This is a genomic window from Marinobacter sp. EN3, from assembly GCF_000475315.1.
Taxonomy (GTDB): domain Bacteria; phylum Pseudomonadota; class Gammaproteobacteria; order Pseudomonadales; family Oleiphilaceae; genus Marinobacter; species Marinobacter nauticus.
The window spans coordinates 31,277-44,673 of the sequence record NZ_AXCC01000045.1 but is presented as its reverse complement, the minus strand read 5'-3'; the positions used below and the strand labels follow the sequence as shown (position 1 = coordinate 44,673).

General features: G+C 57.5%; 11 protein-coding genes and 1 pseudogene. 1 reads left to right on the top strand and 11 read right to left on the bottom strand.

The features are described from left to right. Window positions 1–66 precede the first annotated feature (66 nt). From Q675_RS32255 to Q675_RS32210, 10 genes and pseudogenes are all read right to left on the bottom strand, one after another. The gene (locus Q675_RS32255; protein WP_022991288.1) at window positions 67–942 is read right to left on the bottom strand and encodes an alpha/beta hydrolase; all 876 of its coding nucleotides are present in this window, start codon (window positions 940–942) and stop codon (window positions 67–69) included. Then, window positions 912–2,781 (bottom strand): annotated as a pseudogene (locus Q675_RS32250) (DUF4105 domain-containing protein). Before Q675_RS32250 ends, Q675_RS32255 begins: the two are co-directional and overlap by 31 nt. Window positions 2,782–2,860: 79 nt before the next feature. Then, a complete protein-coding gene (locus tag Q675_RS32245; RefSeq protein WP_227501252.1) occupies window positions 2,861–3,220 on the bottom strand; it encodes a DUF3015 family protein in 360 nt (119 codons plus the stop codon). 381 nt (window positions 3,221–3,601) lie between these two features. Further along, window positions 3,602–3,910 (bottom strand): TRL-like family protein, encoded by a 309-nt coding sequence (locus tag Q675_RS32240; RefSeq protein ID WP_022991291.1) that lies wholly within the window; start codon window positions 3,908–3,910, stop codon window positions 3,602–3,604. A gap of 139 nt (window positions 3,911–4,049) precedes the next feature. Continuing rightward, a complete protein-coding gene (locus Q675_RS32235; RefSeq protein WP_011786751.1) occupies window positions 4,050–4,751 on the bottom strand; it encodes an ABC transporter ATP-binding protein in 702 nt (233 codons plus the stop codon). A gap of 9 nt (window positions 4,752–4,760) precedes the next feature. Continuing rightward, complete coding sequence (livG, locus tag Q675_RS32230; RefSeq protein ID WP_011786750.1) at window positions 4,761–5,516, bottom strand: high-affinity branched-chain amino acid ABC transporter ATP-binding protein LivG; 756 nt, start codon at window positions 5,514–5,516, stop codon at window positions 4,761–4,763. 5 nt (window positions 5,517–5,521) lie between these two features. Next, window positions 5,522–6,793 (bottom strand): high-affinity branched-chain amino acid ABC transporter permease LivM, encoded by a 1,272-nt coding sequence (locus Q675_RS32225; RefSeq protein WP_023011643.1) that lies wholly within the window; start codon window positions 6,791–6,793, stop codon window positions 5,522–5,524. Then, a complete protein-coding gene (livH, locus tag Q675_RS32220) occupies window positions 6,793–7,716 on the bottom strand; it encodes a high-affinity branched-chain amino acid ABC transporter permease LivH (protein WP_014422583.1) in 924 nt (307 codons plus the stop codon). Before livH ends, Q675_RS32225 begins: the two co-directional genes overlap by 1 nt. A gap of 162 nt (window positions 7,717–7,878) precedes the next feature. Beyond that, window positions 7,879–8,991 (bottom strand): branched-chain amino acid ABC transporter substrate-binding protein, encoded by a 1,113-nt coding sequence (locus tag Q675_RS32215; protein ID WP_023009683.1) that lies wholly within the window; start codon window positions 8,989–8,991, stop codon window positions 7,879–7,881. A gap of 163 nt (window positions 8,992–9,154) precedes the next feature. Further along, complete coding sequence (locus Q675_RS32210) at window positions 9,155–10,066, bottom strand: TPR end-of-group domain-containing protein (RefSeq protein WP_022991295.1); 912 nt, start codon at window positions 10,064–10,066, stop codon at window positions 9,155–9,157. A gap of 175 nt (window positions 10,067–10,241) precedes the next feature. Here Q675_RS32210 and Q675_RS32205 point away from each other — a divergent pair, with 175 nt between their 5' ends. After that, window positions 10,242–10,766, top strand: a complete 525-nt coding sequence (locus Q675_RS32205) for a MarR family winged helix-turn-helix transcriptional regulator (RefSeq protein ID WP_011786745.1) — start codon at window positions 10,242–10,244, stop codon at window positions 10,764–10,766. A 47-nt stretch (window positions 10,767–10,813) separates the two neighbouring features. On the opposite strand, the gene lon is transcribed toward Q675_RS32205, so the two are convergent. Continuing rightward, complete coding sequence (gene lon / locus Q675_RS32200) at window positions 10,814–13,264, bottom strand: endopeptidase La (RefSeq protein WP_023011642.1); 2,451 nt, start codon at window positions 13,262–13,264, stop codon at window positions 10,814–10,816. Window positions 13,265–13,397 lie beyond the last annotated feature (133 nt).

Genomic DNA, 13,397 nt, shown 5'->3' with positions numbered 1-13,397 from the left:
CTTGGTTAGAAAAACCCGCCCGGCTTCAAGCCTGGCGGGTTTTTTCGTTTATGGACCTCGTGGCCTCTAAAGGCCTTTTTCCATGAATTCCAGTACTGCCTCTCTGTATGCCGGAATCACAAACGTCGCCGCATGGGGCGTATCGGTCTGCAAGAACTCCTTGGGCTGCTCCGCCGCCTCATACAACCGGACACCGTGCTCAAACGGAATAATGCCATCTCGAACGCTGTGGATAATCATTACTGGCACTGGTGACACGCCGGCGATGCGGTCTGTGCCCTCGTAGTCATTCGGGATGGTCCAGCTCAGTGGGTACTGGAATGGCCAGGTGAGCCAGAAAAGGTCGAGTTTTTCCCGGGCGATGTAGCGAAAGCCGGAGAAGGTGCCGTCGAGGATGATGCCGTCCAGGGTGGGTTGTTCGTTGCGCTGGGTCCATTCGCTGGCGAGCGCGATGCTCAGAGCGCCACCGAGGCTCTGGCCGAGCAGGTACAGCGGACGGTCTTCAGTGTGTTCCTGATGGGTCAGCCAGCGCAGGCCGGTTTCTGCGTCGTGCAGGGCGCCTTCGATGTCCGGGGCGCCGGTAGACTGGCCGTAGCCCCGATAATCGAGGGTGAACACGTTGTAGCCCTTTTCCGGCAGCCAGGCAACGTTGAGGATGTGGGCGCTGACGTTCTGGGCGTTGCCGTGCAGGTAGTAGATGGTGCCCTTGGCTGGTTCGTCGGTGAGGGCAGGGAGCCACCAGCCGTGGAGGGTTTCGCCGTCGGCGGTGTCGAGGTAGACGTCCTCAAAATCCAGGTTAAGCCGGTCGGGGGTAATGTAGGTGGCGTTGTCCGGATAGAAGAATACGCTGCTGCAGCCTGTTTGCAGCACCGCGGCGATGGCCAGCAGTGTGACGATGGTCGTTCTGGCGCTCAGAAGTAGGCGTGTAGGCCGGCTTGCCATGTGCTTTGGTACCTGTCGTAGTGGTCTTCCCGGGTGAATTTGGCGAATAGGCTGAATTCCCGGCCAATGTGCCAGTTGGCTTCGGCGTAAAACTGGTCTTGCCGGTGTTGGCTGTTGACGATCCAGGCTTTGGTTTTTACGCCGGTCAGCAGGCTGAAGCGGTTGTTCTGGTGCAGCAGGCCAAGGTCTGCACCCGGGGCGAAGTCGTAGCCACGTTTGATGTCATCGTCGATTTCTACATCGGCCGTGGCAATGGCGAAGGCCTGTGTGTTCTGGGCCAGGCTCCAGCTGCCGCCGGCTCCGCCTTCAAGATAAGGGGCCAGTACGCGATCATTGCCGGTGTCCGTGCGGCGGCCGCCGAAGCCAACTTGCCAGGAGATCGGTGCAAAGAACTGGTTCCGGGGGCTCAGGGAGCGTATTTCCACGCCGGTGATCTGTTCCACCTGAAGTTCGTCGTTGTCGTGGTAAAGCCGGGCGTCCAGGCGCAGGAACTGCAGTTGTGCACCGGTGCGGTAACCGGCGGGCGGATCCAGTACGTCGTGGGAGGGCCGGCCGGATGGTCAACTGGGTGAATTCACTGTGGGCCAGCTGGCCGGAACCGAGGCTCAGGCGAAAGGTGTCATGCCCCTGATCATCGCGGATCTCCGGTTCAGGCACGTCTGGAAGTTCTTCTGCATCATCAATCTGGCTGCGGGCCACCAGGAGCTGATGGGACAGCGGCGCCGCGTGTTCCCGGGGCCAGTCTTCGGCCTCGCTCTGGTAGCGGACGTAATCGTAAGTGGCATCCAGGATCTGGGCGCGGTCGTCTTTGGCCAGCTCGAGAACTTTCGGGTCGTTCACTGCCACGTAGCCATTGGCTAAGGCAGCGGCAATGGTCTGGTGGTCTGAGGGCAGGCTATCCAGGCTATGGGCTACAGAGGTGGCAGCAGACGGGCGGTAATGGATGCTGTCAAGCAGCCCGGCATCCCTTACCCAGCGCACGGTGTCAGACGGGATGGCGTGAGTGCTTACTTCGTCGAGCAGGTCTGTGCCTGGGCGGGCGGCGTCGATCAGGGCCAGCAGGCGATAGGCGCAGTTTTCGTCGAAGAAGTAATAGTCGAAGTTCTTGTCCTGAATTTCCCAGGTGTGGGCCAGCAGGGTGTCGACCTCCTGTTGGTCGAGATTCAGCGTGTACTCCCAGAGATCTCGGTGTTCGATGTCATTGTACAGCCGGATCATTTCGTAATAGGGCTTGATGGAGGTAATGCCCGGATAGCCGCCGAAAATACCGCGATAGGCAAACAACAACTCGCTGTCATGTTCGGCGGCATCGGCTGCGTAGGAAATGGTGTTGGCAAGCAGCAGATCGGTTTCTTCGTCATCCTGGGGGGGATCGAGCCGCAAGAAGGTGTGTCCGAACATGGATGAGGGACTGTTCAGATAGGACGCGGCAAATACCAGGGTGACTTTCTCGGTATTCAGTGTGCCTGCCCATTCCTCGAAAGCGGGGCAGTTTACCGGTGTATCCGGCAACTCCAGTTGCTCTCTCAGCCAGGTATCCCGGGCCGGGAATCGACAGCGGGCGTGGCTATCACCACCTCCGAGTTGTTGTATGGCCTCCAGGGTGGCTTCCAGCTCGGCTCTGGGCGATGTTTTGCCGTTGTCACTCAGAAAGAACGCCGGGTCATCGGCCTGGCTGGTGTAATCGGAACCGAACCTGTCCTGATGATAATGGCCGAGGGTCAGCCAGGTTGGATTGTGATGAAGGTCGTCCGGCAGTTTAACGGATTCTGCCTGCGCCCAGGCAGTACTGCATGCAAGCCATAAAACGGCCTGCCCGATACGGAGGGTAAAGCCCATGGAGTTGGTGTTTCCGGATTAGTGGCTCTGGGGTTTGTGTGCCGTCCATGGCGCCATTCTGTTCCATTGTCGCCAGTGATCAGGCGGCTACGTATTTGCTCAGAGCGTCGTTCTGCTCCAGCAGGGCCACGATGTCGTCTACGGCTTCACCTGAGGTGGTATCAGCGTTGGGGAAAATGGAAGCAAAGTTGTCTTGCAGTACTTTGCGGAAGGTATCACGGTCGGTTTCATCTACACCCAGCAGGACTGCCAGAGTGTCCAGGTTTTCACCGGAACCGCGGGACATGTCGCGGGCAACCTTGTCGATGTTGCTGTCCATGTACATGGCCATGGATTGAACAGACTGGTTGGTCTGACAGCCCAGAGTGCCGGTGGTCATACCAAAGGTCTGGTTACCGAAGGTTCCGTTGGTGGTCGCGGCCAGTACATGTGGCGCAATGCCGGACTACCCCTTCCAGATCATGGCTCCCACGCCACAGCCGGGCTGGGCGAAAGCCATGGAGGAAGCACCAAGAAGAATTGCACCTGCGATCAGTTTTTTCATTATCCACTCCTTTCTGTGGTTTTGCTTTGTCGCATACCCTGCAGCGGTCTGATTCCCTGGCTGCAAGACAACGGCCAGTATCTGATTAGGGTTATAGACCGTCAGTTTGAGTATAGATCAAAACCTAGGATTGAAAAGGAATCAAGCGCTTGGAGTGATTCAAGCTTGATGATGAAGCAGGTAAAGGCCGAGGAGGGGAATTTCTTGGCTAAAAAGTCTATTTCGGACCCTGTGGAAGCAAACCGGAGCACAAAGCTCCGGTAGTACTCAAGGTAATCAGTTACCGTGAACAGTCAGTTCATAGTTACCGATAATGCCCAGAATGTTGTTCGCTTTCCAGTCAATATGAGTAACGGAGGTGATGTTGCCGTCAGCTTTTGCTGCTTCGATGCTGCAGTCACCTTGAGCGATCAGAGCAAGGATGCTCTGGCATTTAGCGGTACCGACTTTCGATCCTTGAGCGTTGGCAGTAGCCGCAACCGGGAGTTGGATGTCAGTGAACAGGCCACCTACGGGAACAGAGGTTGCACAACCGGCCATGGTCATGGAAGCAGCGAGTACTGCTGTTGACATGATTTTTTTCATAACTGAAGTCCTTTTTGCTATTTCGATTATTAGGAACAGAGTTACAAACTCCGTGTCGGATTGTAATCCAATCGTTCGGAGTTTGGAATGTTGTAACGCTCTGAGTTATCAGGTAGTTGTGAAAGCAAAGATATTTCCGTCAACCACCCAGGTAGGCATCCCTCACTTCCGGATTGGCCAGCAGGTTCTTGCCGGTGTCGTGCAGGCGGATACGGCCGGTTTCCAGCACATAGCCCCGGTCTGCCAGGCTCAGGGCCTGGTGAGCGTTCTGCTCCACCAGGAACACCGTAATCCCTTCCTCTCTCAACTGGCCGATGATCTCGAAGATCTGCTGAATGATGATCGGCGCCAGCCCCAGTGACGGCTCGTCCAGGATGATCATTCTGGGTTTGCTCATCAGTGCTCGGCCGATGGCCAGCATCTGCTGTTCGCCGCCGGACATGGTACCGGCCCGCTGATGTTCACGCTCTTTCAGCCTCGGGAACAGCTCGTACACGTGATCCTGGCTTTTTCGAATTTCCGATTTGGTGTTGAAGAAACCGCCCATGTGCAGGTTCTCTTCCACCGTCAGCCCGGGAAACACCCGGCGGCCTTCGGGCACAATGGCAATGCCGGAGCGCATGATGTTGGAGGTGGCTTCATTGGTAATGTCGCGGCCTTCCAGAATCACCCGCCCTGAGCTGGCCTGCGGGCTGCCGCAGACGGTCATCAGCAGCGTGGTTTTGCCGGCGCCGTTGGCGCCGATCAGTGACACAATCTCGCCCTTCTTCACTTCCACGGACACGCCGTGCAGGGCCTCGATCTTGCCATAGTGGGTATGTACGTCTTCCAGTACCAGCATGGTGTCTCCTCAGGCCTCGCCCAGATAGGCTTTGATCACATCGTCGTTCTGGCGAACTTCGTCCGGGGTGCCGGCAGCCAGGGGGCGTCCCTGATTGATGACGGTAATCCGGTCTGAGATGTCCATAACCAGGCTCATATCGTGCTCAATCAGCAATACGGAAACGTTGTAGTCCTCTTTCAGGCTGACAATCAGCTGGTTGAGGTCTTTGGTTTCCGCCGGGTTCAGGCCTGCGGCTGGTTCGTCCAGCATCAGCAGTTTTGGTTCGGTCACCATGCAGCGCGCAATTTCCAGCCGGCGCTGCTGGCCATAGGCCAGGTTGCCGGCCTCCCGGTTGGCCAGTTCCAGCAGGCCAACGCGATCCAGCCAGTAGGCGGCCCGGTCAAGGGACTTGCGTTCCCGCTCCCGGTAGTCGGGTGTCTTGATCAGGCCGGATATCAGGTTGGTGTTCAGGTGCCGATGCTGGGCCACCAGCAGGTTTTCCACCACGGTCATCTGGCCGAACAGGCGCACGTGCTGGAACGTTCGCACCATGCCCAGTCGGGAAATCTTGTAGTCCGGTTTACCCTGGACTTCATTACCTTCAAACAGGATTTTCCCGCCCGTGGGCTTGTAAAAACCACTGATGCAGTTGAAGACCGTGGTTTTGCCGGCCCCGTTGGGGCCGATGATGGAGACTATTTCGTGTTCCTGCACGTCCAGGCTTACCTGGTCGACTGCCAGCAGGCCGCCGAAGCGCATGGACAGATTCTGTACTTCTAGCATGTCTGTCACTCCTGGCGTCTGAGTTCAATGTGAATGCGGCGCATGGGCATCAGCCCCTGTGGCCGCCAAACCATCATCAGTACCATGGCGGCGCCGAAAACCAGCATCCGGTAGTCGGAAAACTCCCGGGCCAGTTCCGGCAGGATGGTCACGGCAACGGCGGCAAGCACGACGCCCAGCTGCGAGCCCATGCCGCCGAGCACCACGATCGCCAGGATGATGGCAGACTCAAGGAACACAAACGACTCCGGGCTGATGAAGCCCTGTTTGGAGGCAAACACCGTGCCGGCAAACCCGGCAAAGAAAGCGCCAATGGTAAAGGCGGAGAGTTTCACCGCCGTGCGGCTCAGGCCCAGGGAGCGGGCTGCAATCTCGTCTTCCCGCAGGGCTTCCCAGGCACGACCAACGGGCATGCGCATGAACCGGCGGATGATCAGGGCTGTAATAACGGCCAGAACCAGAGCGATCAGGTAAAGGAAAATCACCTTGTGCTCACCGCTGTAGGCTATGCCGAAGGTCTCATGAAAGGAGGTGTTGCCTTCCTCGCGCACCCGACGGCCAAACTCCATGCCGAACAAGGTGGGATCGGGAATGCCCCCAATGCCGTTGGGGCCGCCGGTGACGGCAGTCCAGTTGTTGAGCAGAATCCGGATGATTTCACCAAAGCCGAGCGTAACGATGGCGAGATAGTCACCTCGTAATCGCAGCACGGGGAAGCCGAGAACCAGGCCAAACAAGGCTGCCAGGCAAGCTCCGATAGGCAGCGCCATCCAGAAGGAAATGCCGGCGTATTGGGACAGCAGGGCAAAGGTGTAGGCGCCAACCGCGTAGAACGCCACGTAGCCAAGGTCCAGCAGGCCCGCAAGACCCACGACGACGTTCAGTCCCAGTGCCAGCATAACGTAGATCAGAACCAGAGTGGCCAGATCCACAGCACCTCGGGAAACGAAGAAGGGCCAGAACAGGGCCAGCACGACAATGCCGGTAAGCACCCATGATTCGATTTTAGCCCGCTTGTTCTCGGCCATCGGCTCCTTCTGGGTTTTGGGCAGCGGGCTCGGGATGCTCTTGAGCCCGCCCATGATCTGGTCCCGGAACAACTGGAACAGGAACACGATCACCGCGGCCAGCAACACGAGGATAACCGTGCTGGTGTCGGCGCCGGTCAGGGTCACGCTGATGCCCTGAGCTTCCAGGTTGAAGCCGATGATCGGGTAGGAAATAATCAGTGTGATGATCGCGCAGAAGAGCGCGTGTCTGAAATTGTTGGCAGCCATCAGATCTTCTCAACCTCCGGTTTGCCCAGCAGTCCGGTGGGTTTGAACAGCAGAATCAGAATGAGCAGGCTGAACGACACCACATCTTTGTATTCACCACTCAGGTAGCCCGAGGTCATACTCTCGGCAACGCCGAGGATGAGGCCGCCCAGCATGGCGCCGGGAATGCTGCCGATACCGCCAAGGACGGCTGCGGTGAATGCTTTCAGGCCGGCAATAAAGCCGAAGAGCGGATCCACTGAACCGTAATACATACCCAGCAGCAGACCGGCGACGGCAGCGAGCGCGGCACCAATCACAAAGGTGGCTGAAATAATGCGGTTGGTGTCGATGCCCAGCAAATTCGCCATGCCCAGATCCTGCGAGACCGCGCGACAGGCCCTGCCGATACGGGAGCGGGAGATGAACAGGGAAAGTGCGGTCATACAGATCAGGGTGGTGATAAAGATGGTGATCTGAATGTAGGAGATGGACATCGGAAAGGTATCTTCGGAGCCGAACTGGAAACCACCTTCAATCAATGCCGGGAAGCCGATGTTGCGGGAGCCCTGGGCGAGGTGGACATAGTTCTGCAGAAAGATGGACATGCCGATGGCGGAGATCAGCGGAATCAGGCGGTGCCGCCCGCGTACCGGCCGATAGGCTACCCGTTCCACGGCCCATCCCATGGAGCTGGAGACAATCACCGCACATATGAGTGCAACGATCAGTACCAGTGGTAACCAGGCGATACCGAGGGTGGCCAGGCCCGTTATGGCGATCAGCGCGGTGTAGGCGCCGATCATGTAAACCTCACCATGGGCAAAGTTGATCATGCCGATGATGCCGTAAACCATCGTGTAGCCGATGGCGATCAGGGCGTAGGTGCTCCCGATCGTCAGCCCGTTAATGAGCTGTTGAAAAAAATACAGGAGGTCTTGCATGTTTGTGGAACTCCGAAAGCCCGCTCCCTCGCTTGGCTGCGACCGATCACCGGTGTCGCCGGTGCGGATGCAGTGAGGGTCTGCAGGAGCCCAGAAAAACACCTTCCCCCGGATCGCGGTGGGAAGGTGCTCTCATTATTACCGTTAGTTAACGATTTTGGCTCAGTTTACCGGAGTTTTACTGCCATCTGAATGCCATTCGTACACCACAAACTCGAACGACTTCATGTCGCCGGCTTTGTCGTACTGAACGGTGCCGATGGGGGTCTCGAAGCTTCCGGTACGAAGGGCCTGGGCCACATCGAACGGATCTTTTGAGTCGGCCGCTTCAATGCCTTCCGCAATCAGCTGTACGGCGGCATAGGAGGTGAGTACGAAGGGACCGGAGGGATCTTCACCTTTGGCGTCAAAGGCGGCGATCAGCTCCTGGTTTTCTTCTTTCTGGTCGAAGCTGGGCGGCAGGGTGACCAGCAGGCCTTCGGCGGCTTCACCCGCGATGGTGTTGATGTCTTTGTTACCCACGCCTTCCGGGCCCATGAACTTGGCATCCACGTCAGACTGGCGCGCCTGGCGGAGGATCAGGCCCAGCTCAGGGTGGTAGCCACCGTAGTACACGTAATCGACGTCAGCCTGTTTGATTTTGGTGACAAGGGAAGAGAAGTCCTTGTCACCGGCGGTAATGCCTTCAAACATGGCAATTTCGATGCCGGCATCCTGCAGGGTGTCGCGTACTGCAGTGGCAATACCTTCACCATACTGCTGTTTGTCATGAACGATGGCCACGCGCTCAGGACTCTGGCTGGCAATGTAGTTGCCGGCAACCGGCCCCTGCATGCTGTCCAGGCCGATGGTGCGGAACACCAGTTCGTAGCCGCGCTCGGTGATTTCCGGGCTGGTGGAGGCCGGAGTGATCATCAGAATGCCTTCGTCTTCATAGATGTCAGACGCCGGCTGGGTAGAGCTCGAACACAGGTGGCCCACCACGTAGCGAACACCTTCATTGACCAGCCGGTTGGCAACGGTAACGGCCTGCTTCGGGTCGCACACGTCGTCCACTTCAACGGCCACCAGGTCTTCGCCCATAACACCACCGGCAGCGTTAATCTGCTCGATGGCCATGCGGGCACCAGAGAACTGCATGTCACCGTACTGGGCAACGGGGCCGGTCATCGGGCCGGCGATACCAACTTTGATTTCAGCGGCGGCCTGGCCGGCAGCCATCAGAGCAACGGACGCGCCTACAGCGGTAGCGAGTTTCTTTACGGAGGTTTTCATCGTGTTTTTCCTGTTTGTGTCAGGGTTATTCTTATGTTCTCAGAGACTTAAACAAGCACCACAGTCTGTTGCTTGTCAAGCAAATCAGGCCAGGGTGTCTGCTCTGGAACACGGCGCAGCTATCGGGAAAGAATTAGCAAGCGCCGTGCCGTCCTGAGCAGTGTCACGCGTCCGTGCTGTCGTCCTTATTTTGAAAGACAAGATTCCTGAAACTTTCGTGATCGTGCAGGTGTTCGAAGCTCGGGTCAACCGATGCGTCGTCCCGATAGGCTTCCGAGATCTCAATGGCTTTTTCCAGATTGCTGACGGCATCTTCCCAGCGGCCAATCTCGGCATAGGCGCACGCCAACTGGTAGTGTGCGTGGCCATTGTCTGGTGCCAGTTTCAGTGCGCGCTGGCACAAACTGATGGCCCAGAGGGGCTCCTGCATTTCGAGTACGGCGTCGGCTTTATAGCTCAATGCCTCAACATCGTCCGGGCGCAGGTCCAGAATCTGGTCGTAGGCGGCGATCTTGTTCTGCTGCGAGGTTTCCTGGCTTGCCTTCAACCAGAGCGCGTGCACTTCGTTGGTGCGCTCAATCTCGGCCTGGTTCTGATGGATGATCTCGGACTTCTGCTGCAGTTGTTCTTCAATGGCCTTCAGGCGCTGTTCATATTCCACCACCAGTTCGTTTACCCGTTTCTCGGCCAGGCTGGTCAGCTGGTTGCGCATGTCGCGGATGGAGTTCCAGCCAATCACCACCAGAATGGAGGTGGCGCCGGCGATCAGGTAGAAAAAGTAAGTCACCGTGTCGGTGGCGTAGGACATGGTTTTGTCGGCCACGGACAGTTCCTTGTCCACCACTTTCTCGATCAGTTCCGCCCGGGTGTTCTGCATTTCCTGGCGCAGTGCCTTGGTCTCCTCCAGCAGGTAAAGCTCCACAAACGGGGTATACATGGGTTTTTCCAGGGTTCGTGTGCTTTCCTCTACGTCTTCCGCGGTCAGCTCTTCTTCCGGGCCGAGTTGTTGTTGCTGGGCATTAGCCTGGCCGACAAAAGTGAGCGCGAGGGCGAACATGAGGTAATACCTGATCATTAACCAGATCCATCAGTCAGTGAATTGAGGCGATTGCTGACCTTAGCATAGTGGCTGGCAGAAATAATGCTGCATTGCCCACCGAAGAGGGTAATGCCAACAAGAAAGCAAGCTAGTAAAACTGCACACTTGCAATCCTTGGTGCAAAGACCTCTAATAATTAGTGGTATAAATAATGGTCAGAAATCTCTTCCGGGGGACGGATGTGAACAGCTATGAGCAGGTTTTGGTGGCATTGCGCCGGGTAATCCGGGCCACGGATCTTCATTCCAAGCGACTCAGCAAGCACGCCGGGCTTACCGGCCCCCAGTTGCTGATCATGCGCACTATCCGGGATCTGGGTGAGGTTACGATCGGCACGATTGCCGAGAACGTGAGTCTCAGCCAGGCCACGGTGACGACCATTCTCGACAGACTGGAGCATCGCAAGCTGGTGTACCGGGTTCGCAGCACGAGAGACAAGCGCAAGGTTCACGCCCATCTCACGGAGGAAGGTGCTGAGATTCTGGCTCGTGCGCCCAACCCTCTGCAGGAGGACTTCATCCAGAAGTTTCAGAGCCTGGCGGAGTGGGAGCAGACCATGATTCTGGCCTCGTTGCAGCGCGTGGCCAACATGATGGATGCCGATGATATTGATGCTTCACCGGTGCTGACCGTTGGCTCGGTTCTGAAAGACGACGGCTGGAAAGAAAAGCCCTGACCTGGTTTTGAGACCGGCCCTGATCGAGGGCCGGCCTCAGCAGTTCATTAATGAACGCTTGATCCCTGCTTCGGCTTGCTGCCAAAACACACCTGAAACACATCGTTGTAGTGTTTGGCAAAGTTCACAGAGATACCTTCTTTCAGGTAATCGGGAAGTTCCTCGTAATCCCCGCGATTCGCTTCCGGCAGGATCAGGTTGTTGATCTTCTGCCGGCGTGCGGCAATCACCTTTTCCCGAATACCGCCCACCGGCAAGACCTGCCCGGTTAACGTCAGTTCCCCGGTCATGGCCAGGTTCTGTTGCGGCGCTTCCTTGCGGGCAATGGACAACAGGGCGGTGGCCATGGTGATGCCGGCGCTCGGCCCGTCTTTTGGCGTTGCGCCCTCGGGCACGTGCAGGTGGACAAAGGATTTGTCGAAGAAAGTCGGGTCACCCTTGAACCGCTTGAGGTTAGAGGACACGAAGCTGTAGGCGATCTCGGCCGATTCCTTCATCACATCTCCCAGTTGCCCGGTGAGCTTGAAGCCCCGCTGGCTGCTGTGAATGCGTGAGGCCTCAATGCTGAGAGTGGCGCCGCCCATGGCAGTCCAGGCCAGGCCCGTCACCACGCCGGTGCCTTTCAGGGATTTCTCCTTCTTGAATGCCGGCTGGCCGAGATAGTCGGTCAGATCGCCAACACCCACTCGAACCGGGTCATCCGGGTTTTCCAGCAGGCGCACGATGCCCTTGCGGACAATCTTGTGCAGCAGCTTCTCCAGATTCCGCACGCCGGCTTCCCGGGCGTAGCCCTCAATCACCTGGCGAATGGCAGCGTCGCTGATGTTCAGCTGCTTCTTCAGCAGGCCCGCCCGTTTGAGCAGGCGAGGTACCAGGTAATGTTTGGCAATGGCCAGTTTTTCTTCGCCGATGTAGCCGGACAGGCGGATCACGTCCATCCGGTCCAGCAGCGGCCGGGGGATCGTGTCCAACTGGTTGGCGGTACAGATGAAGAGCACTTTCGAGAGGTCCATGCGCACATCCAGGTAGTGATCCAGGAACTCCCTGTTCTGTTCCGGGTCCAGGGTTTCCAGCAAGGCTGAGGCCGGGTCGCCCTGGTAAGAGCTGCCGATCTTGTCGATCTCGTCGAGCATGATCACCGGGTTGGCCACTTTGCTGTCTTTCAGGGCCTGCACGAACTTGCCGGGCATGGCGCCGATGTAGGTGCGGCGGTGTCCCTTGATTTCGGCTTCATCACGCATGCCGCCCACACTGAAGCGGTAAAATTCCCGGCCCAGGGCATCTGCCACCGAGTGGCCGATGGAGGTTTTGCCGACCCCGGGCGGGCCGACCAGCAGCAGTATGGAACCGCTCACTTCACCCTTGAAAGTGCCTTCGGCCAGAAATTCGATGATGCGGTCCTTTACGTCGTCCAGGCCGTCGTGGTCCCGGTCCAGAATCTTGCGGGCCTCGGCCAGGTTAAAATGATCCTGCGAATGCACACCCCAGGGCACCTGGGTAATCCAATCCAGGTAGTTGCGGGTAACGCCGTATTCCGGTGAACCCTGTTCCAACACCTGCAGTTTCTGGATTTCATCCTTGAATCGTTCCTGCACGGCTTCCGGCGGATTCAGTTTTGCCATTCGCTCCTCAAAGCGTTCCACGTCTGCCGTCTTGTCATCCTTGGCGATGCCCAGCTCCCGCTGGATGACTTTCAACTGCTCGCGCAGGAAGAACTCCCGCTGGTGCTTCTGCACCTTCTCGTTCACTTCCTCGTTGATCTCCGATTGCAGGCGAGCGACCTCCTGCTCCTTGCGCATCAGCAGTAGTACTTTCTCCATGCGCCGGAGCAGGGGTACGGTATCGAGAACATCCTGCAATTCGCGGCCCGGAGCGCTGGTCATGGAAGCGCCGAAGTCCGCAAGGGGTGAGCTGTCGTCGGGCCCGAAGCGGGACAGGTATTGCTTCACTTCTTCGCCATACAGCGGGTTGGTGCGCAGCAGTTCCTTGATCGCACTGATGATGGCCAGGGTGTAGGCCTTGAGTTCGTCGGCCGGTTCTTCCGGCTCCTCGGGGTATTCGACTTCCACCAGATAGGGCGGGCGACGGCGGAGCCACTGGACAATCCTGAACCGTTGCAGGCCCTGGGCAATGAATTGAACCTTGCCGCTCTCGTTCTGGGCATGATGCACTCGTACGGCGCAGCCCATGGTCTCCAGTTCTTGGCTCTCCGGAATGCCGTTTTCGCCCTCTGGATTCTCGACAAAGCAGATGCCCAGAATTCGGTGATCGGTTTCGCCAACCCGTTTCAGAGTTTCCTGCCACGGGTCCTGGTTGACCATCACCGGCTGCACCTGTGCCGGAAAGAACGGCCGGTTGGACACCGGCAGAATATACATGCGCCGCGGCATAACCTGTTGTGGCAGCGCCAGGCTTTTGCTGTTTTCGTCTTTGCCAATGTATTCGGTTGCGTCTTCTTCAAATTCTTCCAGGGAGTCTTTGCGGTTCTCGTCATTCATACCGGATGCTCTCAAGGCGTAAGTGGTTAAAGACTATGTAACGACAAAAGCCGGGTTTTCAAGCTGGCTTGATTTTTTCGCCGTTGGCTCCATATCTTCAGACAATTTCATTCATTCTGGTTCAGGTTCCCGA